Source organism: Candidatus Chlorohelix allophototropha (genome assembly GCF_030389965.1).
GTDB lineage: Bacteria > Chloroflexota > Chloroflexia > Chloroheliales > Chloroheliaceae > Chlorohelix > Chlorohelix allophototropha.
The window spans coordinates 2,114,512-2,138,580 of the sequence record NZ_CP128400.1 but is presented as its reverse complement, the minus strand read 5'-3'; the positions used below and the strand labels follow the sequence as shown (position 1 = coordinate 2,138,580).

The following is a 24,069-nucleotide window of genomic DNA, read 5'->3' as shown; positions in this document are numbered from 1 at the left end:
TTGAGCCTTCTAGCAGTCAGTTTAAGCATGCGGTATAATCAGCGTTAAACAGCGAGGCAACCTTATTGCGTTTAGAAAGCACTCATCTATGGCAGCGGCAAGCGACAACTCCAAACTAAAAGTATTCCTGTGCCACTCTTCTGGCGATAAAAAGGCGGTGCGCGAACTGTACCAACGCCTCAAAGCCGAAAGCTGGATTCACCCGTGGCTGGACGAAGAAGAATTGCTACCGGGGCAGACTTGGCGCGATGAAATCGAGAAAGCAGTAGAGCAGAGCCATATAATCTTGGTGTGCCTCTCCCCCGCTTCCATTGACAAAGAGGGTTACGTGCAGCGCGAAATCAAGGTGGCGTTAAGCTACGCGGATTACATGCCGGAAAATCGGATATTTATCATCCCCCTCAAATTGACCGATTGCGAGATACCGCGCCGACTCAAAGAATGGCAGTGGGTTAACTACTACGATGAGCGTGGACATGAGCGGTTGATAAAATCGCTGCAATTACGCGCCGAAAGTCTCAGCATTGCGGTAGCGGGAACGCTCAAAGTAACAAAACCGCCTGCATCGCTGCCCACCCACGATTCTGACCCATTTGATGAACTGTTTGCGCAATTGGAAGCAGCGGAAAAGGCGAAGGAGTGGGATAAAGCAATTCGGCTAGGTAACCGCTTGCTAACGCTGGATGCGGGACATCGGCAAGTACGAACGAAAATTGCCAACGCTTATTATGAGCGGGGTACAAACTACAGGGAAACAGGCGACTATGAGCAAGCAATAGCCGATTTCAGCCAAGCCATTAATTTCAATAAAGGGCAAGCTGATTACTACTTTTGGCGTGCTTTCGCTTACGGTGAAATCAAAGAAGAGCAGAAAGCTTTTGAGGATTATAAACAAGCCATCCGACTCGACCCAAATGATGCCATCGCCTACTACAATCGAGGTAACGCTTATTATAAGTTTAAAGAATACCAGCGTGCTATTCAAGACTATGACCAAGCTATTCGCCTCGACCAAAATTTAGCCAGTGCCTACCACAACCGGGGTAGCACTTACGATTGTCTAAACGAGTACCAACGTGCCATTCAGGACTATGACCAAGCCATTCGCCTTGACCCTAATTTTGCCATCGCCTACTACAACCGAGGTTTGGCTTACAAAAATCTAAACGAGTACCAACGTGCTATTCAGGACTATGACCAAGCCATTCGCCTTGACCCTAATTTAGCAGTTGCCTACAACAACCGGGGCTTAGCTTACAAAAATCTAAACGAGTACCAACGTGCCATTCAGGACTATGACCAAGCTATACGCCTTGACCCTAATTTAGCAGTTGCCTACAACAACCGGGGCTTAGCTTACAAAAATCTAAACGAGTATCAACGTGCTATTCAGGACTATGACCAAGCTATACGTCTTGACCCTAATTATGTTCTTGCTTACCAAAACCGATGCAGTGTTTTCTTTGAACTAAAAGAATACCAACGCGCCATTCAGGATTTTGACCAAGCCATTCGTCTCGATCCTAATGATGATCTTTCTTACTACGGGCGGGGTTTGGCTTATAAGAAGCTAAATAATAAAGAGGCAGCCCGGCGCGATTTCCAAAAAGCCGCCGACTTGGGAGATGAGGATGCTAAAGCGGAGTTGATGAAGTTGTAGGGCGCGAATTGCTCTTCATTATTGTACTCTCCCACGCCCCATGACCAATTTCTTAGCTTCAAACCGCTAAAAGCATGCTATGATTTATAGTGTGGGGATTTGAAAAAATTAGCACTCCACGCATAGGAGGTGTACGCTATGTCCAAAGCAACCGCCCTAGCCTTTATCGAACAACTTGAGGTAAATGCTGCCTTGAAACAGCACTTTGACAGCCTTGCCACCGGGGATGTGAAAAGCTTGTTGAAAATGGCATCCGCCGCCGGATTTGCCTTCTCCGAAGCCGATTGGAAAGATGCGCTACAGTCGAAGCTCACCCCTGAGCTTTCTGCCGATGATTTGGAACATGTGGCGGGGGGCGCTTCCGAATTTTTCCAGCAACCCGACCACAAAATTATTGGCGGTCAGGCTGCGTTAATCAAATGGTATAATGTTGGATTTAAATTCTAATCCGCCAATTTTCTCTGAAGGATATGAGAAAGGGGTTGAGCCTAGCGTTCAACCCTTTTTTAGCGCAGATACTTGCGACTGCGGCGATAGCCCGATGCGCGTAACGTGCCTTGCTCTACCAACGCTTCGAGGTCGCGCATGGCGGTGCTTTCGGATACGCCCGTGAGTTCGCGATACTCGCGGTTGGTGATTGCGCCCTGCTGCTGGATATACTCAAGGGCGCACGCCTGTCGCAGCGATTGTGCCGTCAGGTTTTGGGCGGTCATCTTCACCGCTTCGGGCGCGATTGGAGGCGGGGGCGCACTTTGGCGGGAGGCGTTTGCCTTGCGGAAAGTGACGACAAACTCGCCGCGCTCATCAAAAGCGGGTTCGGGATGCCCTGCCGCGCGCATCTGATTAATCATAAAGCTGATGCCTGTGCCGAGTCGTTCCATGTAACCGCCCGGCAACTCGCGCAGGATGTTCGCCAGCGTGGGGTTGCGGGGACGTGAGGCGGACGCGCCATGCTGCAACTCGTCCAGCCGAATGCCGGGAACCAGCAAGCCGGGACTATGCACTTCCACCCGATCGAGATAGAAGAAAATCCGCACCGCTTCCCCGCTCAAGCTGTAATCGCGATGCACCAGCGCGTTCACCACCGCCTCGCGCAACGCCCCGATGGGATATTCTGGCTCGTCAATGCGACTGAATCCCTCTATGCGACCCGCCATTATCATGTGGCGTTGGAGGAAAGCTTCGGCTTGCTCGATTTGGTCGCGGATTGTGCCATGAAAGATACGGCGGTCGAGGAAACGACGCGCGCCCAAACTGTCCCCGAAAAGGACACAGACCGTTTCGGCTTGCATCAAGAACTCGTGGGGGTCGCGCCCGAACAGCAGCAGCCCGGCGTTGGTGGGACGTATTACCGCGCCATCCTCTGCCGCTGCGCCCGTTTTCAGCAAAAGGCGGGGGAGGTCGTCATTCTGTCGCCGTCCGCTCTGACGCAATTCGGCGTACTCGCGCACCTGTTCCGGGTCGAGGTCGTCCAGTGTGGCGAACGGCACGGGGCGCAATTCCCACGAGAGGCTGCCGCGCCGATGAAAGAAGCGTTCGATTTCTTCCGCTTCCATCGGGATGGTGTGCGTGCCACGCCGCACCAGAAATTGCCCACCCGACTGATAGAGCCTGCCATCGTTGGGCGGCACACTCACGATTAGCACTTTCTTGCCGTGATAATCCAGCGTTTCCGGCTCAATCGGCAAGGCTGGTTTGCAATAACGCCCCGCTTGCAGCAATAAATCCTTCGCCTCTGACGGATTTTTCACGCCCACCACGCGCCAACTCTTATCCTCTACGCCCAGAATGAGGTATCCGCCCGCACCGTTGGCAAAACCGCACAGCCGATTGGCAATGTCGGGATAGCGTGGCGCGTCCAGCTTGAACTCAACCGTATCGTTTTCGCCGCCCGCCAGCAATTCTTCAAATTCCGCAATATCCATGCAATACCGCCATTAATTCCGTCATTAATTCCGTCAAACATGATGGAATTATAGCAGAAAGCATGGCGGAATTATTAGGCGGGAGGCTGAAGGGGGGCAATTGGAATGTAGGTTTAGAGCACAATGTCAAAACGTTATGCTCTAAAATGCTAGTTTCAGTCCCCTTCAACAAGAGGGGAGATTCTTTTTCATCCAACAAGCTCTTTTTTAAATAAAGAGTAAGCTCTCACTCTCTAAGATATTTCAAGCGTCCAGTCACCTTGAGCCTTGATATTTACAAAGTAATATCCCTTATCGATTTTCTGAGATTTTTCGCCTTGATAAACACCAATTGCATTAGCCAATAAAGCCATCATAGAACCATCCGACGCGCTCATTATTGTAATGATAAAATTACTTTTACCGTTATACGAAGATTTAAATATTGAAAGCCCGGATTTAGGCACTTCCATAATAAAAGCAAAATCCCCGCTACCCTTATAAGGTCCAGTTAAATACCCTTCAGCTTTTACATTAGCAATATCCGCAACTTCGATTGTCCAAGCACCGCTGGATTGTATTTCCATAGCATAGTCACTTGTTGCTTCAACTGCCACATATTGGACACCCGAATAATTACCAATTGCATTAAGTGGATATGCTATAAGATCGCCGGAGCTAGTCATAAATTTAACGATAAAATTGCTGCTACCCTTATAGTTTCCGGTGATGCGAGCAATACCTTTAGATAACGTAATACCCGTTATTACTTTATTTCCGTTTCCTGTGAAAGTCTTGGGTTTTGGTAGAGCGGCGATAGTTGCTTGATAATTTATGGTTGCTTGAGCGGCGGCAGTAGCGGTTGCCTGAGTTTGAGCGGTGGCAGTAGCTAAGGCGTTGCTTGTTGCGGTCGCTTGAGCCACTGCTGTGGCTGTAGATATTGCGGATACGGTAGCAATAATATCTGGAGTAGCGGTAGGAAGGGGTGTTGCCGTAGGCGGTGGCGCAGGTGTAGCGGTTGCTGCTGGCGTTTGAGTAGGTGGTATAGCGGTTGAAGTAGCCACATCCCCACACCCGGCAAGCATTAAAACAAATAGAATTAGAATAGTCAGTTTTTTCAATTGCTTAGCTCCCTATAGTTTTGTCCAATATTTAATGAGTTTAGTATAGTGTGGAATAGGATTTACAAAGGTAGCGAGTGTCACATCACGCAAAAAAAAGACCCGTATAAGCGTGAGGTCTTTTTTTACAAGAAACAGAAAAAGAATTTAATTCCGTCACCCCATACGAGGTACAGGCAAGCATGGCGGAATTATGCGAAACCTTGTTAAAGGCGGGAAGGCGTTATACTATTAGTGTAGCTTTTGATACTAAAGCTTTTGCCCGCTAACGGTGACATCGTTATCGGGCTTTAAGGTGTAAGTGGCGCAAGTTGGGAGTGGATGCAAAACACGGCACAAACCCTCGCCAAGCTTTTCCCTGCTGCGTAGTATCAAACCCTCCCTGAGCAGGAGCATAATGTAAACCCGGCGGTTATTGCGCCGATAATGAAGGAGTTTTTTAAATGAGTTTGAATATAGCGGTTACCGAGTTCATTGAAAAAATTAGCCAAGATTGGCAGGCAACAATTTGTAATCAGCTTAGGCAGGACATCCAGCAAGCTATTCCAGACGTGGCAGAACGAATACAGTATGGCAAACCCCATTTTTTAAAGAATGGCAAATACGCCGCTGTCATCGGCACCGCCAAGGAATGGGTAAGCTTTACCATTTTTAATGCCACTGCTTTGGAAGCGCCCGAAGGCTTTTTTGAATCGGGACCTCCCGAAAGAAAAACCATCAAAATCCGCAAGGGGCAGGCTGTGGATTACGATTTTTTAGCAAGCCTTTTTAAACAGGCAGCAAATACTATCTAAAATTAGCCTGCAAAGGAGATTTTTATGCAATTTCGGGCGAAAGTACAGCTTCACGGTAAGACTGCCACTGGTGTAGAGGTTCCAGAGGAAATCGTAAAGGCGCTTGGTTCGAGTAAACGTCCCGCCGTAAATGTCACGATTAACGGCTACACTTACCGTAGTAGCATTGCCTTTATGGGTGGAGTCTTTTTACTGGGTATCAGCGCAGAAAATCGCCTCGGGGCGGGCGTAGCAGCAGGCGATGAGGTAGATATTACTGTAGAACTCGATACCGCCCCGCGTGAGGTGACCTTACCGCCCGATTTTGCAGAGCTGCTTGAACAGGACACAATTGCCAAACAGTTTTTTGATAGCCTATCTTATAGCCACAAACGCCAGTATTTGCTCTGGATTGAGGGAACCAAAAAAGCCGAAACCCGGCAACAACGAATCGTCAAAGCGGTTGGTATGTTGCGGGAGGGGCGTACTCAGAGCTAAACACAAAGCTAATAATTATTAATTCTTTCTGGTTTCTTTTTACCCGACCTAAACCTGATTTACTTTACATAACTCTAGGTAATTTCTTCAACAAACCCGTTATTTCAACTCGGTAGCGAAGAAAGCGGTAACGCGGCGGATATACTCGTCTGGGTTGCTGCTGTATGCCCCGACATGTCCCACCCCCGCCAGCATCCAGAACTGGGTGACGTTTGCGCCCCCCGCCTCTTTCAACTTGTAGGCGTTATCCGGCGGCACGTTCCGGTCGCTATCCCCTTGAATTATAAATACGTGACGTTGCCCCAATTGTTTTATCGCCGCTTCCGGCTTAACCTTATCAAAATCTAGCCCGGTGGTTAGGCGACCTATCAGCGATACGCCCGGACTCCAAATACCGAGCATGTTGCCCAGACTGGCAAAGCCCGAATCGCTAACCCCCGCTTGGATGCCCTCACTCTGGCTCATCGCCATTATCGCCACCGATGCACCTAAACTCCAGCCCATTATGCCGATGCTGCCCGCTTTAAACCCCCGATTTTGCAGATAGCTAACTGCCCCAACGAGGTCATATTGTTCGCGCTGCCCGTAATAATGTCGCTCACCGTCCGATTGCCCGTGTCCGCGCAAGTCGAGCAACAGCAAGTTAAAGCCCTTTTCCCATAGCGGCTTGCTAATCGGTAGGGACGCGCTACGATTGGCGTTTTGCCCATGCAGCAAAATTAGGACGTGCGGGCTATCAGCTTTAGGCACAAGCCAACCGCGAATAGTTATTTTATCTTCGGCAGGGCTGGAAAAAGCTACTTCCTCATAAGGCAAACTGTAGGAAGCGGGGGTGAGCGAGCCTAACGCGCGATCCGATACAACCGTAAGAAACAACGCGCTATAAACAGACATGGCAACATAAACAAAGGCGAGAGAGAAAATTAGCGAGACCAGCGCAAGACGCAAGAGCTTGCTTTTGAAAATAGATTGACGCTTCATATTAGATGTGCCAAGTGAAAATATTTTTAGCTAAAACCGGGCGCATCGAACCGCTCACCCATTCCAAGAGAATTAACCCGTAGGGGCGTGGCACGACACGCCCGCGATGGGTTAAACCTTACGCCACCAATTCTTTCTCGGCAACCGCAGGCTCGCTGGATTTTTGCTTCTTTCCGCCGGATTTGATGCGAATGGAAGGAACGAACAGCGCCGCCAGAAATACTACCACCGCTACTCCGGTTGAAACCAGCAAGCCGCTGTGAATGGCGGCGGTCAGCAAAGTGCGCACCGTATCCACCAGCGATTCGGGCAAGCTGGCAGCCACCTTCGCGTTCAACAGGTTTTGCGGCTCTGAGATAGTCTCCAACAATTTGGCAGGCAACCCGGCAGCGGCAGGCGCGGCGGTGATTGCCGAAGCATAGCTGTTGGTAACGATTGTGCCGATTACCGCCACGCCCATAGTGCTACCGATAGAGCGGAAGAACTGCACGCTGGAAATGCCCACGCCCAATTCGCGCCGCGAGATTGATTCTTGCACCACGATGGTCATGCTCGGCATTACCTGACCAAGCCCGAAGCCCATTACCATCATATAGACCGTAACCGCCAACAGGGAGGTATTGGTATCAATGGTGAGCATCAGCAACATACCCACCACTGCCATGATGCTACCGCTGATGAAGGGCCATTTGAGATGTCCCACCCGCCCGATGAACTGCCCGGTCAAGATGTTGGCGCTGACCATTGCCAATGCCAGCGGGGTAGTGAGTGCGCCGGAACTGGAGGCGGATTGCCCTTTCACCACCTGTATAAAGAGGGGGATGAACAGAGTTGCGCCTAGCATTGTCGCGCCCGTAGTAAAGCTCACCACCGCAATGACGCTCACCGCTTTATTGGTGAACAGCTTCAGCGGTATAATCGGCTCGGCGGCGCGAGTCTCCACGAACAGGAAGACGAGCAGCATTATCACTGCGATGCCGAACAAGCCCAAAATTTGCGGGCTGTTCCATGCGTAACCGTTTGGCTCGGTGTGACCGCCCCAAGTGAGTGCGAGTAACAAGCTGACCACCGACCCGGTCATGAAGAACGAGCCAAGCCAGTCCACCTTACGCGCTCCGCTAGGAGTAGATTTGGGCAAATTGAAGATGAGCGCCAAAACTGCCACCACGCCCACCGGAACGTTTACATAAAAGACCCAACGCCAGTCGAGATTATCGGTGATAAAGCCGCCCAGTGCCGGACCAAGTAAGGAGGAAAAGCCGAAAGCGGCGGCGATAAAACCTTGCCAGCGGGCGCGTTTGGCGGGATTAGGAAAGAGTTCGGCAATCATCGCGAAGGCGTTGGATTGCAGCATACCCGCGCCGATACCCTGAAATGCGCGGAAGATTACCAGCCAAACCATTGAGGGAGCCGCGCCGCTCAAGGCAGAAAAGCCCACAAACACAAACACCGCAATCAGCAACAAGGTTTTGCGCCCGAACATGTCGCCGAGCTTTCCCGCGATAGGAATGGTGGCAGTAGAAGTGAGCAGATAGGCGGTGCTAACCCACGCGAACAGCGAAAAGCCCTGCAATTCTTCCACGATGCGGGGCATTGCCGGGTTTACGATGGTTTGATCGAGCGCGACCAGCAAAATGCTCATGATTATGCCGGACAACGCCAGTACCAAATGTCTGTTTTCTGAGTGTTGCGGCTTTTCTACCGCTGTTTCTTTAATAACCAATTTCTATAATCCTTTTTAGTAGGGGCGCATCGCGATGCGCCCGCGTTTGATGGTAAAATCTGGTAGATTTACCTCAAACCTCTTGTTTACTCATTTCCGGTTAAATTATTTTCTATATGTTCGAACAAACGATGCATTTGCAAGATTTCTTCATCGGAAAGCCCCGCCACCATGCGCTGCTCAAATTCGGCGATGCGTTCGGGGAAAGACTCGGCGATGGCGCGCCCCTTCTCGGTGAGAAACACGCGCATATTGCGGCTGTCTTGTTCATCCACGCGGCGCGTCACCAAATCATCACGCTCCATCGCTTGCAAGGTACGGCTAATAGAAGCGGGGTCAATCCCATAATATTTGTGCAAGGCGGACTGGATTACGCCATCGGGGTCGAGCGCTTCAATTAGAATGCGCATTTGGGGAATACTCAAGCCCATATGCTCTTCGTAGCGTGGAATAACCACTTTATTCGCCCGCGCCAACCGCAGCATCAGCGGCAAACGCGCCCCGCCCGCCCATGTTACGCCTTCGGTGAGACGTTCCCATGCAATTCTAGCTTTATGAACGGACTCGTTTCCGGCAATCTGGTTTGACATTGAGCTTCCTTGCTTACAAATAATTGACCCAACAATGATTGACAAATCAACCATTGATATGACAATGATAATAAGATTTCGTTGATGTGTCAATAGTATATACGATTAATTTTGGGGGAAGGAAAAGAGAGCCACCCATCGAGGGCGTGTCGGAATACACCCTTCGTGTGGTGGCACAATCGGCGGGATTGGGGCAAAGGCGCGAACACGTGAGATTCGGGTTCGTAGGGGCGCATCGCGATGCGCCCGCGTTTGATGGTGAAATCTGATGGATTTACCCCAATTCTCGTTTTACGGATTTAATTGTTAATTTTCATGAATACGCCCTTTATCCCGTTGCTGCCCGGCAACGACCACGCCGATGCGGTGAAAGTTTTGGGGAAAAATCGGTTAGAATACTAAAATGAAGTTACTTCCTCCCACCAAGCAAGGATATTGGACGGTTTGGGTGGCAAACCTCTCGTTTTTTGCCGCCTATTACGCCTTGCTCATTCCCTTGCCGCGCTACCTCACCCAAATTGGCTTGCCCGATTGGCAAATCGGCGTGATATTGGGCGCGTTCGGAGTCGCGGCGGTGGTGGGGCGACCGCTGGCGGGGATTCTTACCGATAGCTGGGGTTATCGCCAAGTGCTACTCTTGGGAGCGGGTTCGCTGATGGTGGGCGCAGCGTTCGTGAGCCTAACCACCGACCCGGTATTGCTTTTCGGCTTGCGCTTGCTACAAGCATTCGGCTACGTGGCATTTACCACTGCCGGAACCGCCCTAATCTCGGCGTTGGCGTTGCCGGGACAACAGGGCGCGGCGTTAGCGTTGTTCGGCGCAGCAGCAAACGTGGCGATGGCGTTCGCGCCTGCCCTTATCAACAGCTTGCTCGATGTTCTCACCGTTAAAGGTACTTTCTGGCTGGTAGCGGCGTTGGCGTTGGGAGGCGGCGCGTTGTCGCTGGCATTGCATATCGAGCCGCAACCGACCCGCCCCAAGCGTAGTTGGCGGGTCATGCTGGCAATTCCGCGCGTGCTGTATTGGCAAATGTTGGTGGCATGGTTAGTGGGCTTGGGCTTTGGGGCGTTCCTGCAATTTCTGCCGATTCTGACCGAACGGCGCGGGCTAGAACCTACCGGGCTGGCTTACGCAATTTACGGCGTGGGCATCATCCTAACGCGCCTTGCCACCGGGCGTTTGCAGGATCGGGGCGATCGCAGCCGCTTGCTAGCCTTCGCCTTTTTGCTGTTGGCAGCGGCGTTGCTAGGGCTGGCGTTTGTGGACTTGGAAGGGCTATTGCTGGCAAATATGCTGCTGATGGCGGCGGCGATGGGCATCCTGCATCCCGGCGTAATGGCTAATCACGTAGAGATGGTTTCGCCGAACGAGCGTTGGCGCGGGGTGGTGGCATTTTATCTGGGCTACGATACGGGCATCGGCATGGGAAGCTGGCTGTTAGGGCTGGCGTTGGAATGGTACGGGCTGACGGGCATGTATCTGGTAGCCGCTTTGGGGGCGCTACTGGGCTTAGCCATTACGCTCAGGCAACACAAGGGTTAAAACCGGACGCATCGGAATGCGTTCCGGGATGCGCCCTTCGGTTCGGTGGCGCAATCGAGCGAGATGGGGGCAACATACGCAATCAATACCGGGCGTGTCGAGCCACGCCCCTACGAATTAAAACCATCTCACCCATTCTAAGAGAATTAACCTGTAGGGGCGACGCTCGCCCCATTCGGGGTGCAGGTGAGTCGCCCTTTAACCTGTGTCTGTTGACAATAAATTAACCCTGTAATATTATTCACTATAATTAATGAAACCTAAAATTTTCCTAAAATTCTGTTTAGGTATTGCTAAAATCGTGTACTTTAAGTTTTGAATATCTCTTCCGCTTGCCTTCTTCAAAAGCGCGTTCAGGCAATTTCCTGTTAATTATTGGATTTTTTAATTTGTAGCTGTAAATCAGGGTGTTATAAAACCCTTGCCCGTATTCAGCGGGTTTTTACAGTAGAAATTACGCGCCTATTTTGGAATTAAAATGTTTTAATATGTAGAGGGCAACAGTGGAGATAGTTGTAGTAAAGATGGGCTGGTAAGTAGTATTATGACCAAGAAAATTTTGGTGATTGAAGATGAAGTGGAAATTGGCATTAACCTGTGCTATATGTTGGAAGCCGCCGGTTATGAGGTTATTTCCGCACAAGGTGGCAAGCATGGTATTGAGCTTGCCCGCCAATTCCTTCCCGACCTGATTCTCTCTGACATCATGATGCCCGATATTGACGGTTATCAGGTGCTAGAATCGCTGCGCAAAGACCCTGCCACGCTTGCCATTCCGGTCATTTTCCTAACTGCCAAAAGTTCCCACGAAAACATTCGACAAGGTATGCAACTCGGCGTGGATGATTATATCTGCAAACCCTTTACCCATAGTGAACTGCTGGAGGCGGTTAAGGCGCGTTTGCGAAGACAAAACTCCCTGAAAGCTTCCTTACTGATGCCCGTTTCAAACGAGCTATACGCCGCCGCAAACTCTATCAAAAACATGCTATCCAGAGCGCAGGATGAAGCGCAAACGCCGCCTGTTGCCGCCAATTCTGATGAGCCTGAACCTGAACCGGAAGCTGTCGTACCCGTTCCACCAACTTCCAGATTTGATTTCGGCGAGCTTATAATTGATTTTGAACTTAGAAATATTTCGGTGAATGGGCATGAAGTTAAACTCTCACCGCATCAGTTCAACTTACTGCACTATTTGGTTGAGAACGCTGGAAAGATTGTTTCCCACAGAAATGTGCTGCTCAAGGTGTGGGGACCTGAGTATGAAAAAGAAACCCAATACCTGCACGTATTTATTAGCCAGTTGCGCCAGAAAATAGAACCAAACCCTTCTAACCCACGTTATATCCTTACTGAAAGAGGCTTTGGCTATCGCTTTGCCGAACCAACCCCTATCACCTAATTTTTAATTTTCTATGCCATTTTACCCATGCTTAACCCACCAGCGTGGTTATACTAATATTCCTTTAAAAAATTAATAACAAAACTTTAGTATAATCGCTTGAATTTTAATGTTCTCTTTAGATTTAGTTGCTATAATTCTACTATAAAAAGTGCCTGCCATATGTGGAGATAGTTTTGTAATGTGCAAAGCTGACCTAAACTTGAGTAGGGATTGCAATGAAAATCTTAGTGATTGATGACGAGTTAGAAATATTAACTAACCTTGTGTACCTATTAGAAGCTGAAGGTTACGAGGTTCTTTCTGCGCAGAACGGCACAACCGGTATTAATCTTGCCAAACAATTCCAACCCGCCTTGATAATTTCTGACATCATGATGCCCGGCATTAGCGGTTATCAGGTGCTAGAATCGCTGCGCAAAGACCCTGCGACCCTTACCATTCCCTTTGTGTTCTTGAGCGCAAAAAGCACGCACGATGACATACGGCATGGTATGCAACTTGGCGCAGAGGACTATATCAGCAAGCCCTTTAGTCAGGATGAGTTGCTGGAAGCAGTTAGAGTGCGTTTGGAAAGACATGCTTCCCTGAAATCTTCGATTCTTATGTCTGTTTCGTCCGAACTGCTTACTGCTGCCAATTCCATCAAACAGCTTATTTCCACGATTCAGGATGAGAACAACGCGGTTTATAACGAGGTTGCTCCCGAACAGGAGGCAACTCCGGTTGCTGCGCCGCATCCTGCCCCCTCGGTTTTTGTTTCCCACAAGCTCACCGTTGATTTTGAGCTTAGAATCGCTATGGTAGAGGGTCGAGAAATAAAACTCTCACCCCATCAGTTCCAATTACTGCACTATCTGATTGACAATGCCGGAAAGATTGTCACGCATAAGAACATTTTGTTCAACGTCTGGGGTTCTAAATACGAGAATGAAACCCAATATTTGCATGTTTGTATCAACCAATTGCGCCAGAAAATAGAACCCGACCCTTCCAAACCTCGCTATATAATTACTGAAAGAGGCTTTGGTTATCGCTTCCGGTCGGGAAGTATTAATACCTAGTACTAAAGGAAAATCCTACTCTAGACTAGGTACTATTTTTTTGAAATTCCTGCCGATTCCTCAGTAATTTTTATACTAAATAAGTATTTATTGGTTATAATTGAATCTATATACTTTATATATGATTAGAGTTCTAATCATATAATTAGTGCTGTCTCTAATATTGGTGCCACGCAGCTATTTCTAATCCTTCGTTTTATGAGGTAATGTGGATGAATAATCCCAATAAAAGCGCCAATCCTTTGCATGAGCAAATCTTAGAACATAACCCGTTGCTTATGACCGGAGAGGTAATGAATACCGGAGTGACTACTGCTTTTCCCGAAACGCCTTTGTTGGAAGTAATCAAATTGATGCTCTACCACTCGGCTGATTCGGTGGTTATTGTCAGTGAAGCAGACAGAACCCCGGTTGGGATTATTACCACGCGCGACATTTTGCGCCTTACAATCGAAAACCAAGCGCTTGCCAACCTACGCGCTGAAAACGTTATGTCCGGTGTGCTCATTACCGCCCTGCCGGATATGCCTCTACCTGAAGCTTACAATTTGCTAGAAACTCACCATTTGGGGCAGCTTGTAGTTACGGGCAAGCAAGGCGAGTTAGCCGGAACCATATCGCGGGCTAACTACGACCCGGCGATGTTATTTAACGTCATTCCGCGCAGTGAGAATCAAAAGTGCCAACGCCAAGAGGCTGAAGAACGTATTCAGAAACTCAGCAAGCTATATGCCACAATGAGCCAATCCAATCAGGCGATAATCAGAACCGACTCTCGCGAGAGCTTGTTCCACGAAATTTGCCGAATAGCGGTTGAATTTGGCGGTATGAAAATGGCGTGGGTGGCAACGCCGGATTATGAACGAAAAGTGCTGGTTAAAGCTTCCTGCTACGGGCGAGATTTGGAATATCTGGATACTTTGCTAATTTCGATTGACCCCGAAAAACTGGAAAGCAAAGGAATAGGCGGCAAAGCTTTTCTCGAAAAGCAGCATTTTATTGCCAACGGTTTTACCGAAAAAGAATCAAATAGACCTTGCCACATCGCCGCCAAAGCCAAAGGGCTGGCTGCTGCTGCCGCCTTCCCGTTATTCGAGTCCGGCGAAATAATCGGGCTATTAATTCTATACTCCGGTGAAAGCCAATATTTCGACCCCGAAATTGTGCAGTTGCTGGATGAGATGGCGCAAAACATTTCCTTCGCGCTGGAAAAGTTTACTTTCGAGAAAAAACGCGCCGCCGGCATCAGGGAACTGGAAAAAAGCAATGAACGCTTCTCCAAAATTTTCTACGCCAGCCCTATCTCAATGTCTATTTTCAGAGCCTCCGACTTTAAATTGCTTGAGGCTAACGATAGTTTTTTCAAGCAGACAGGCTTTAGCCGGGAAAACCTTGCCCAATTTCAGGGAATTGCCCCTAGAGAGAAGTTGTATCCAAGCCTGCAACAGGCTGATAAATTTCTAGAAGCTTTAACCAATAATAGTAAGCTCACTGATTATGAGCTTGAATTTTATAATAAAAACGGTGAAATCCTTATTATGCTGCTTTCCACCGAAAGCATGGAATTAGGCGGCGAAGCATGCTTTGTGATTCAGGCAATTAATATCACCGCGCGTAAACGCGCCGAAGAAGCTTTGCGTATGAGCGAAGCTCGCTTCCAAACTTTTATGAATAATAGCCCGGCTTTAAGCTGGATTACCGATGACAATGGAAATATTGTTTACCTCAGCCCTACCTACGGACGAGTTACCGGAATCGATGTGGAAAAAGCTACGGGCAAGAGCGCGTATGAGATCTATCCAAAGGATTACGCCGATGATTTTATTGCTACGATTCGGCAGGTAGCTGAAACCGGACAGAATGTGGAAATAGTAGAATCTTTCCCACGTCCCGATGGTACGCTTGGCTACGTGCTTTCCTATAAATTCCCCCTTCCTCATTTTTCCGAGCAAAGGTTGGTGGGTGGGGTGGCAATAGATATTACCGAACGCGAACACGCCAAAGAGGCATTGCGCTTGAGCGAGGAGCGTTATCGCAAAGTAACCGAGCTTATTACCGATTATGCCTATTCTTATCTGATAAACCCGGATGGCACTTATACCCCCGAATGGTTTACCGAGGAATCTTTCTATCGCCTGACCGGCTATCGTCTTAGTGAAATAGATCAAGATAATATTCTCATGCTTATTCACCCGGATGATAGAGAAGAAGCGCGTAAAAACTTTAGAGCGGCTGCTGGCACAGAAAAATTCAGAAGCGAGTATCGGATAATTACCAAAAGCGGGGAAGTGCGCTGGATAACCTTCCTTCGACAAGCAGAGTGGGATATTGGGCATGAGCGGGTCATTCGGATGTTCGGCAGCCTCAAGGATATTACCGAACGCAAACTTGCGAAAGATGCGCTACGAGAGTCAGAGCAGAAATTTATCAAGCTTTTCCGCGCCAACCCGGCCGCCATCACTTTAGGTAACATGAATAATGGTTTTTTCGTTGACGTAAACGATAAGTGGGTCGAATTGACCGGATACAAACCGGAAGAGCTTATAGGGCATGATTTCCGGGATTTGCACCTTTGGCAAATTCCTGAAAACGGGAAAAATATAATAACTGAATTGGTTACAAAAGGGTACTACCATAATTTTGAAACGAAATTGTACAAGAAAAATGGGGAAACTATCGATGCGCTTAATTCCTTTGACCTAATCGAGATAGACGGGCAAATGTGTGCCTTAAGTTTCAGCATTGATATTACCGAACGCAAGCGCGCCGAAGAAGCGCTACGGGATAAAGAAGAACAGTTCAGAGCGTTGGTGGAAAACTCGCCCGACCTGATTATGCGGATGGATCGACAATTGCGGATGGTGTATGGTAATCCGGCTGTTTTGAAATTCAGCCACCGTAGCCAGCAGCAAATTTATGGAAAAATCGGCACCGAAATGGGCATGGCGCAGAGTACTTGGAATAGCGTTTGTGAGATGGCGCAAAAAGTAGAAGAAACCAAAACTATGCAGGTAACCGAAACAAACGGAACTGTACATGATCAAATGTTTTATTTCCAAACTCGCCTGATTCCCGAATTTAACGCTAGCGGTGAAATTGAAACTTTGCTTTCGGTGACCACCGATATAACCGCCTTAAAAAGAGCGCAAGAGGAATTGATCAATCAGGCGCGCTTCAAAACCCTGTTTGAATTTTCTCCGGATAGCGTTATATTGATGGATAGGGCGGGGACTATTATCAGCCTGAACCGCGCTGTCGAAGAACTACTCGGCTACTCCCCCCAAGAATTGATCGGTAGAAAGGGTGTAGATTTCAAGCTAATTCCACCCGACATTTTCGAACAGTTTATTGCGGTTATGATAAAGGCTGAAAATAGCGCGTTACCTTACCTTTTTGAATTTGAAATAACCAAGCGAAACGGTAAGCAGCTTGCGGTTGAAGCGCGGGCGCACGCGCTTATGCTGGAGGGGCAAACCCATATATTAATTGCCTTTCGGGATATTACCCGGCATAAGGATTTGGAGTATGAACTCCGGGCTGCCATCGAAAAGCAGCGCGAATTGACAGAGTTAAAATCCCGTTTTGTTTCGATGGCATCGCACGAATTCCGCACTCCGCTCACTATTATTCTTTCTGCGGCACAATTGCTGGAGAAATATATGGAGCGTTTTACCCCAGAGCGGGTTGCCGAGCTTTACAAACGCATCGTGGTGTCGGTTAGAAACATGACGGACTTATTGGATGAGATGCTTTTCCTGAACAGAGCCGAAGCCGGTAAGTTGGAATGCAAGCCCACTATGCTGGATTTAAGCCTGTTCTGTAACGAGGTGGTGGAAGAAATTCGATTTGGGGCAGGTACGCAGCATTTCTTCCAAATTGAGATTGCGCCACCGCCTCGGCTTATTGCTGCCGATGTAAAGCTGTTGCGTCCGGTTGTGGCAAACTTGCTGTACAATGCCGTCAAGTATTCCCCGAAAGAGCGCACCATTCGGTTCAAGCTGGAATATACCGCTACCCAAGCGCATGGCACAGTCATTGATGAGGGCATCGGCATACCGTCAGAAAACCTGAAGCAGTTGTTCGAGGTGTTCTATCGGGCGGATAATGTGGGAGACATTCAGGGAACAGGGCTAGGTTTGGCAATTGTTAAGAAGAGTCTGCTAGCACATGGCGGCGATATTGAAATCGAAAGCGCCGAAAACAAAGGCACTACCTGCCGCTTCTGGATTCCGATTTAGCAAAACCGGGCGTGTCGAGCCACGCCCCTACGAACCCGAACCAAATCTTATGAGAGTTAATTCGTAGGGGCGCATCGTGATGCGCCCGGTAATTAACCCATCCGGAGGGCGTATTTGAATACGCCCCTACGAACCCGAATCTCCCCCGCCCGTGCCGAGCCGAACCCTCATGTTTGCGCCAAACCAACGTATATTTGCACCGTCCGGGTAGTCCGGGTAGGGGCGCATTCCGATGCGCCCGGTTTTAACTACTCCCCTCGCTGCCACTTAATCTTCCTGAACTTTTGCTTGCCTACTTGTTTTGCGTCCGAACCCCGCACCTCTTCCAACCACTCCGCCGTATTTTGTGTATCGGGATGCCGCGAACCGAACTTCTTGAGGCAAATTTCCAGAGCGCGGGAAAGTAACCGCTCCGCCTCCGCCCGTTCCCCCATCTTATACCGCAACACGCCAAGGTTGTTGAGATCTCTCACCACATCGGGATGCTCCGCGCCTAACGCCTTTTCATCAATGGCAAGGACGCGTTGGAGGAGAGGCAGGGCGGCAGGCAGGTCGCCCATATCCTTTAGTAATAACCCAAGGTTGTTGAGGTTTTGCGCCACATCGGGATGGAACTCGCCCAACTGTTTCTCCCGGATAGCAAGGGCGCGTTGGCAAAGAGGCAGGGCGGAGGCGTAGTCTCCCATATCCTGTAGCAAGCTCCCAAGGTTGTAACAACCTATCGCAACGTAAGGATGGAACTCACCCAACTGTTTTTCGTGGATAGCAAGAGAGCGTTGGTAAAGAGGCAGGGCGTTTTGCAGTTGTCCCATGCCCCTTAACAATCCTCCCAGATTGCCGAGGCGAATGGCAACGGTGGGATGGTCAGAACCGAGCGTTTTCTCACTAATGACAAGGGCGCGTTGGAAGAGAGGCAGGGCGGAGGACAGGTCGCCCATAGCCTGTAGCAAGCTCCCAAGGTTGTTGAGACTGGAAGACACATCGGGATGCTCTGCGCCTAACACCTTTTCATCAATGGCAAGGGCACGTTGGTAAAGAGGCAGGGCGGAGGCGTATTCTCCCATATCCTGTAGCAATAACCCAAGGTTGATGAGGCGGGCGGCAACGGTAGGATGTTCCTTCCCTAGCGTTTTCTCTCCAATTTCTATGGCGCGTTGGAAGAGGGGCAGAGCGGAGGCGTATTCTCCCATATCCCTTTGCAAGTCCCCCATGTTGTTGAGGCTTTGCGCCACATCGGGATGGAACTCGCCCAACTGTTTCTCCCGGATGGCAAGGGCGCGTTGGTAAAGAGGCAGGGCGGAGGGCAGGTCGCCCATATCCTGTAGCAAGCTCCCAAGGTTGTTTAGGCGGGTAGCAACGGTAGGATGTTCAGAGCCTAGCGTTTTCTCTCCAATTTCTATGGCGCGTTGGTAAAGAGGCAGGGCGGAGGCGTATTCTCCCATCGCCTTTAGCAAGACCCCCATGTTGTTGTACCACACAGCCACATCAGGATGTTCAGAGCCTAGCGTTTTCTCTCCAATTTCTATGGCGCGTTGGTAAAGGGGCAAGGCGGAGGCGTATTCTCCCATATTCTGTAGCAAACTCCCAAGGTGGTTGAGGTTTGTGGCAATGTCAGGATGCTCTGCGCCTAACGCCTTTTCATCAATGGCAAGGGCGCGTTGGAAGAGGGGCAGGGCGGAGGCGTATTCTCCCATCTCCCGAAGCAAGCCCCCCATGTTGATGAGGCGAATGGCAACGGTAGGATGTTCAGACCCTAGCATCTTCTCACTAATGGCAAGGGCGCGTTGGAAGAGGGGCAACGCTTGCCGGTAGTCCGCTCGCGCATTTTGCAGGTAAAGCGCAATCTGGTTGTACAGGTAGCTTGCCGCTGCCAATGCCGCGCCCCGTTCCTCGGCGTAGCCCGCCACCGCCATCCCCACTTCCAGCAGTCGCCCGCAATCCTCCCACGTCTCAAATTCCACATCAGGGTAAGCCGCCCACAGCAGCTTTGCCGCTTGCTCTAGCCTTGCGGTGTCCGTGCCTTGCGCCGTCCGCAATGCCAGCCCCACCAAGCGGTGCAGCGTCAGCCCTTCCCCGCTTACCTCCGCCAGCGAATAGCGTTTTATCGCCCCGATTGCGTCGTCCCAGTCCAGTTCATCCCCCGCCGTTGCTTCCAACCGCTCCGGCAATTCCTCCGCATTCTCAAGGAACAGGCTGAAGGGGATTTCCGCCACTCCTAGCCACGCGCACAACTCCAGCAACTCCGCTCCCGCCGGGTTCGCTTCCCCCAACGCTTTGAACGAAATCTCCCAAGTGGTGGCAACCGTGTCGTTGTGGTAATCCTCCGGCGCATTGCTCCGCTTCAGCAATTCCATTCTCCGCTTCTTGAACAGCTCTAGGTACGATTCCCCGCTCTTGGATTTCGCATTCATGTAGGCGGCTGCCTGTTCCAACGCCAACGGCAAGCCCCCCAACTCTTGCGCCAATTCTTCGAAAGCTGCTTCGCTGCGTTCTGTGCGCTTTTCAAGGAACTGCACGCTCTGGCTCTGCCCCCATATTTGAGCAAACAAAGGCTTGATGCTCTTGCCCCAATCGCCGTTGTAGCGCGAGGTAATCAGGGTTTGCCCGTTGCCGCCGTTCGGTAGATAAGGGCGAATGTCGGCGGGTTCTTCCACGTTATCCAGCACCAACAGCCAATGGGTGGGGCAAGTGCGTAAGTAGTGAAGGGCGAGGGCAATCGCCTCGGCTTGTTCGGTTGCGCCTTGCGTTGCCAAGCCTAACTTGAAAGCGAGATCAGCAAGGTCAGAGCGCAGGGAAGTCGCGAACTCGGCGTTGACCCACCACACCAAATCGAACCGCTCTTTGTTGCGGTAAGCGTATTCCACCGCCGTTTGGGTCTTGCCCACTCCGCCCAAACCCGCCACCGCTTGAGTAATCGCGTTCGTCTGCGCCGATTCGAGGGCATCCAGCAAATCCTCGCGCCCGGTGAAAAAGGCGTTGCGCTGATGGGTAAGATTCCAGATGGGCGGGAACGTGCCGGGATAGCGCGGGGCAGGGCTAGAATCGTTAGCGGTTTGCACCATTCCGGGGAAGCGCGGGGCGGTATCCGGTCTGCCCGTACCTTTGAGGGTTTTACGAATTTCTTCGAGCAATTCCTCGCGCGCTTGCGCCTCCTCCTTGCCGAGCAGCTTGATGCGAGAGAGCGACTTGAGCAAGCCGAGCTTCTTAGAGTCGCACTCTGCCACTAACACGGGGATAATCAGCCGTTTCTCTCCGGTGGGGTCATCGGTGAAAAAAGCTGCCCACTCCGGTAGAGTGTAAAGCGAGTTCAGATAATTATCAGAGAGGATAGCGATAATGCGCTGCGAGGAAATAATCGCGTTGTGCATATAAACCGCGAAGTTAGTACCCGGCAGCGAATCCCACGCTTGAATGGTGAGGGAGTAGCCATCCTGCTCAAGCAGCCAAGCGACCCATTCCGCCCAACCCTTGTCGGCTTTGTTGTAGCTGATGAAGAAATGTTTTTGCGGTTCGTGCTGACTCAAGGCATTATCCCCGGCAAGGCTAAAACGCAGGTTAAACCATCGCTAAACTACGCGATTATTATAGCGGGAAAAGCGCGATTGGCACAAGCACAAATCTCAGGGGATTGGGGCAATAAAAGAAGGGCGCACCGGAATGCGCCCTTTTGTTATGGCTTCTTACGAAGCGTTTCGCTTTGCGTTAGCGGTCGAGCTGACCGACAAGGGTTGATATACTAAGGTAGTTTCTTTTTCGCGTAGCAGCTTGATAACTTCCGGCTTTGTATCATTAACCCCGCTGACATCCAGCACTTTATCCTCAAATTCGGTTAGCAATTGGTAATTGAACATCGAATAAGGGATGGTAATAACCACCAAATCGGTATCTTTCAATAGCAATCTGCTCAAGTGATTGTGCTGAAGTTCGCGTCCATCTTGCAGGGTAATTTGCCGCACATTGGGGTCGCTGTAGGTAACAACCGCCCCTTTCAGCATAAGCTCTTCAATCAGCGTAACCGAAGGGGAGTCCCACATCCCGAACTTTTCAAGCTGCTCACCAATTCCTAGTACAAGAACCTTCGCCCAAATTAAGGGCTTGCCTAACTGGTTCAACTTTTCCATAATTCGGTAAACTAACTGGCGGGAACGGTCACGATTAATCTCATTTGCCAGCCCCACCAAGCGCGGCTCATAATTGGAGAGGTTGTTTTTATTGTGAAATTCCATCGGGGGGTAATCTCTAACCCTCCCAGAACCCGGAGAAAAAGCTCTAAAGCCGGACGGGTTGGATTTAGCAGCGGTAATTATCTCGGTGGTACTTACTCCCAGCCGTTGGCAAAGCTCATCAAACTCGTTTATCAGGGCGGTATTGACGAGTCGGTAGCTGGTTTCTAGCAACTCGGTCAATTCGACTGCCAACACGCTTGAGACCGGAATTATTTGGTCAAACACCATGTTGTAAAGGGTAGTAGCAATTTTGCTACTGAGTGGGGTTATGCCGCCTAATATCTTTGGAATTTGCGACAACTCGTATTTTTTATCAATTTCTTCCACCCGTTCAGGACTCAGCGCCAGCAAGAAATCCTTGTCAGGAATTAAGCCCCTTTTACTAAAGGGTTGCAAGAATAGCTCATCGATAGCGCCGGGATAGGGAATTGATTCGACAATTATCAGTTTGCCCGGTTCCCAGATTTCAAGCAACGCTTCGACAGCATTCTCAATATAGCTGAGGTCGAGCTTGCGCTCTTTATTAAGGGTGGTAGGGAGGCAGATTATATAAACATCGGCATCCCGCAATTCTTCAAAATTAGCGGTAGGGTGGAACAAACCCGATTCCAACAATTTTATAAGATCGAGGGATGTGATACTTGCATTATACGATACACCGCCGCGCAATTCCTCAACAAGCGCTTGCCTTACATCGTAACCGAACACCTTAAACTTTGCTTGTGCAAAAAGCCTCGTCAGCGGCAAATTTGTATTTCCTAACCCAATAATGCCGATAAGCGCAGTTTGCTGTTCAAATTTCTCAATTAATTCAGACCAATACAAAATAGTCCCTCCAACTCCACTCAATGAAACGACCCCACGGCTAATTACCCTTAGCCTCTAGCACCTTAAACCCAACTAGGTGCGGATTATCTTAATATATATTTAATTATGCATGTTCAGCTAGAAATAAACTTTTTATTGAAAAAGCGCTTTTTAAATTACACTTTTCTCATTTTAATTGCTATTAAAGTAGAGGTATATCTCACAATTTGGAGGATATTTCAGGCTGAAATGCAAACTTACTCTTTGCTGTTAATACAGACTTATTAATAAAGCATTTAGATAAATTTTAGTAAACCTTTAGGCAGGCACTGTAATCTATTTAATTACTCATGGTAACATCATAATTTACGGTTGTCAATGTTAAAAAGAAGATTAATAAAAATATTTTAATAAGAGTTTCTTGGGATTAGGGATTTGATTATTACTCGACTGTGGCGGGGTATTGCTCAATCGAAATGAGGTAACGGCGCGTACCGGGTCGGATACTTAGGGTGCGCGCCGCTATTCCGGCTAATAATCAATTACATTGAGGGGGTTTTGGCTAAAGACAATCTCTGCCAATGCTTCCTTTGCGGCTTCACGTATAGTGGTGCTTTCGCTCTCGGCAAGAACTTTCAGGGTGCGGGTGGCTTCTTGTCCGCCCACCTGTCCCAACGCCCAAATTGCTGCCAAGCGCACTTCCGGGTCGTGGTCTCTGGTGAGCCTGAGCAGTGGGGTAAGCAGTTCGGTGCTGCTTTGTTCGCCTGCCGCGCGTACCGCTTCGTAGCGTAGGGCGGGCGATTCGTTGCTCAGTTCCTGCCCGATTTCAGGCAACCAGCGTTTGTCCACCGTGCGTCCCATTGCCGCCAATGCGCTGGATTTGAACAACTCGTCGTCGCTTTGGTACGCTTCTGCGATAAACTGGCGCACTTGCTCATCCTGCGAAAAGTAGCCAAGCGCTTCTAAGGCACGCCGCCGCACTTCCAGCGAATTGGTTTTCTTCTGGAATTGGGTCATTAAACTATCATGCACATTCTTGTTCCAGCGACTGGGTAGCTTGCCCAGTTCTGCCAGTAGCGCGAAACGGCTCATGCTTATGGTGGCTTTTTCGCGCACTTCCTCGGAGGGGTCGCTTTCCATCAAAGGAATGAGCATACGCAGCATATTATGTTCTTCGTATTCCCACAGCCCTTCGAGCGCGATAACCCGCACCTTAGCATCGGGGTCACGTAACATATATAAGAAGAGCGGGTTAAAATCTTCCTCTACCTGCTCTTCGGCATATTCTACCAGCGCTTCGGCTATCTCGCGCCGCCGCTCTACCGAGAAAGTACCCCACGCTTGCTCGAATTGCGCTTGCTGTTCCGATTCAAGGTTGGAAAATTGTTTAATAATGCGTTTGCTCAGGCTTTGCTCTTCATCGGCAAGCATCGCCAGATATTCGTTATAAGATTTCTTTTCTGCCATTTATAGTGTTCTCCATCATAAATTTCCAACATACCGAATAATTTTAACATAAATCGCAAGAGGAGTAGAGCT

20 protein-coding genes are annotated in these 24,069 nt (G+C 49.6%); 10 read left to right on the top strand and 10 right to left on the bottom strand.

Features of this window, described 5'->3' with window-relative positions; translation table 11 throughout:
• Positions 1 to 88 precede the first annotated feature (88 nt).
• Positions 89 to 1,660, top strand: coding sequence for a tetratricopeptide repeat protein (locus tag OZ401_RS21810; RefSeq protein WP_341470643.1), 1,572 nt, complete (start codon positions 89 to 91; stop codon positions 1,658 to 1,660).
• Between the two features lie 138 nt (positions 1,661 to 1,798).
• The gene (locus OZ401_RS21805) at positions 1,799 to 2,107 is read left to right on the top strand and encodes a Nif11-like leader peptide family RiPP precursor (protein ID WP_341470642.1); all 309 of its coding nucleotides are present in this window, start codon (positions 1,799 to 1,801) and stop codon (positions 2,105 to 2,107) included.
• Positions 2,108 to 2,166: 59 nt separating this feature from the next.
• Here OZ401_RS21805 and OZ401_RS21800 read toward each other — a convergent pair whose 3' ends face one another.
• From OZ401_RS21800 to OZ401_RS21790, 3 genes are all read right to left on the bottom strand, one after another.
• Positions 2,167 to 3,585: an AlbA family DNA-binding domain-containing protein gene (locus OZ401_RS21800; RefSeq protein ID WP_341470641.1), complete on the bottom strand. Its 1,419-nt coding sequence runs from the start codon at positions 3,583 to 3,585 to the stop codon at positions 2,167 to 2,169.
• A 233-nt stretch (positions 3,586 to 3,818) separates the two neighbouring features.
• Entirely contained in the window at positions 3,819 to 4,685 is an 867-nt protein-coding gene (locus tag OZ401_RS21795) for a hypothetical protein (protein ID WP_341470640.1), read from the bottom strand.
• Positions 4,686 to 4,934: 249 nt separating this feature from the next.
• Positions 4,935 to 5,060, bottom strand: a complete 126-nt coding sequence (locus tag OZ401_RS21790; protein WP_341470639.1) for a hypothetical protein — start codon at positions 5,058 to 5,060, stop codon at positions 4,935 to 4,937.
• Positions 5,061 to 5,134: 74 nt separating this feature from the next.
• Here OZ401_RS21790 and OZ401_RS21785 point away from each other — a divergent pair, with 74 nt between their 5' ends.
• Both OZ401_RS21785 and OZ401_RS21780 read left to right on the top strand, forming a co-directional pair.
• Positions 5,135 to 5,479, top strand: coding sequence for a DUF1801 domain-containing protein (locus OZ401_RS21785; RefSeq protein WP_425607643.1), 345 nt, complete (start codon positions 5,135 to 5,137; stop codon positions 5,477 to 5,479).
• Between the two features lie 24 nt (positions 5,480 to 5,503).
• Positions 5,504 to 5,956 (top strand): YdeI/OmpD-associated family protein, encoded by a 453-nt coding sequence (locus tag OZ401_RS21780; protein ID WP_341470637.1) that lies wholly within the window; start codon positions 5,504 to 5,506, stop codon positions 5,954 to 5,956.
• Positions 5,957 to 6,055: 99 nt separating this feature from the next.
• On the opposite strand, the gene OZ401_RS21775 is transcribed toward OZ401_RS21780, so the two are convergent.
• From OZ401_RS21775 to OZ401_RS21765, 3 genes are all read right to left on the bottom strand, one after another.
• A complete protein-coding gene (locus OZ401_RS21775) occupies positions 6,056 to 6,937 on the bottom strand; it encodes an alpha/beta hydrolase (RefSeq protein WP_341470636.1) in 882 nt (293 codons plus the stop codon).
• A 118-nt stretch (positions 6,938 to 7,055) separates the two neighbouring features.
• Entirely contained in the window at positions 7,056 to 8,660 is a 1,605-nt protein-coding gene (locus OZ401_RS21770; protein ID WP_341470635.1) for an MDR family MFS transporter, read from the bottom strand.
• Positions 8,661 to 8,746: 86 nt separating this feature from the next.
• The gene (locus tag OZ401_RS21765) at positions 8,747 to 9,250 is read right to left on the bottom strand and encodes a MarR family winged helix-turn-helix transcriptional regulator (RefSeq protein ID WP_341470634.1); all 504 of its coding nucleotides are present in this window, start codon (positions 9,248 to 9,250) and stop codon (positions 8,747 to 8,749) included.
• Positions 9,251 to 9,336: 86 nt separating this feature from the next.
• Here OZ401_RS21765 and OZ401_RS21760 point away from each other — a divergent pair, with 86 nt between their 5' ends.
• From OZ401_RS21760 to OZ401_RS21735, 6 genes are all read left to right on the top strand, one after another.
• Complete coding sequence (locus tag OZ401_RS21760) at positions 9,337 to 9,519, top strand: hypothetical protein (RefSeq protein WP_341470633.1); 183 nt, start codon at positions 9,337 to 9,339, stop codon at positions 9,517 to 9,519.
• A 134-nt stretch (positions 9,520 to 9,653) separates the two neighbouring features.
• On the top strand, positions 9,654 to 10,793 hold the full coding sequence (locus OZ401_RS21755) for an MFS transporter (RefSeq protein ID WP_341470632.1): 1,140 nt from the start codon (positions 9,654 to 9,656) through the stop codon (positions 10,791 to 10,793).
• Positions 10,706 to 11,020 carry a hypothetical protein gene (locus OZ401_RS21750; protein WP_341471856.1) on the top strand — a complete coding sequence of 105 codons (315 nt, stop codon included), beginning with the start codon at positions 10,706 to 10,708 and terminating at the stop codon, positions 11,018 to 11,020. Before OZ401_RS21755 ends, OZ401_RS21750 begins: the two co-directional genes overlap by 88 nt.
• Before the next feature lie 317 nt (positions 11,021 to 11,337).
• The gene (locus OZ401_RS21745) at positions 11,338 to 12,195 is read left to right on the top strand and encodes a response regulator transcription factor (RefSeq protein WP_341470631.1); all 858 of its coding nucleotides are present in this window, start codon (positions 11,338 to 11,340) and stop codon (positions 12,193 to 12,195) included.
• A gap of 218 nt (positions 12,196 to 12,413) precedes the next feature.
• Positions 12,414 to 13,259, top strand: coding sequence for a response regulator transcription factor (locus tag OZ401_RS21740; RefSeq protein ID WP_341470630.1), 846 nt, complete (start codon positions 12,414 to 12,416; stop codon positions 13,257 to 13,259).
• A 212-nt stretch (positions 13,260 to 13,471) separates the two neighbouring features.
• Positions 13,472 to 17,497: a PAS domain S-box protein gene (locus OZ401_RS21735; RefSeq protein WP_341470629.1), complete on the top strand. Its 4,026-nt coding sequence runs from the start codon at positions 13,472 to 13,474 to the stop codon at positions 17,495 to 17,497.
• Between the two features lie 126 nt (positions 17,498 to 17,623).
• On the opposite strand, the gene OZ401_RS21730 is transcribed toward OZ401_RS21735, so the two are convergent.
• From OZ401_RS21730 to OZ401_RS21715, 4 genes are all read right to left on the bottom strand, one after another.
• The gene (locus tag OZ401_RS21730; RefSeq protein ID WP_341470628.1) at positions 17,624 to 17,764 is read right to left on the bottom strand and encodes a hypothetical protein; all 141 of its coding nucleotides are present in this window, start codon (positions 17,762 to 17,764) and stop codon (positions 17,624 to 17,626) included.
• Positions 17,746 to 21,021, bottom strand: coding sequence for an FxSxx-COOH system tetratricopeptide repeat protein (gene fxsT, locus OZ401_RS21725; protein ID WP_341470627.1), 3,276 nt, complete (start codon positions 21,019 to 21,021; stop codon positions 17,746 to 17,748). The genes OZ401_RS21730 and fxsT overlap by 19 nt, the downstream gene beginning before the upstream one ends.
• Positions 21,022 to 21,177: 156 nt before the next feature.
• A complete protein-coding gene (locus tag OZ401_RS21720; RefSeq protein WP_341470626.1) occupies positions 21,178 to 22,548 on the bottom strand; it encodes a nucleotide sugar dehydrogenase in 1,371 nt (456 codons plus the stop codon).
• 513 nt (positions 22,549 to 23,061) lie between these two features.
• Entirely contained in the window at positions 23,062 to 23,997 is a 936-nt protein-coding gene (locus OZ401_RS21715; RefSeq protein ID WP_341470625.1) for a HEAT repeat domain-containing protein, read from the bottom strand.
• Between the last annotated feature and the right edge of the window lie 72 nt (positions 23,998 to 24,069).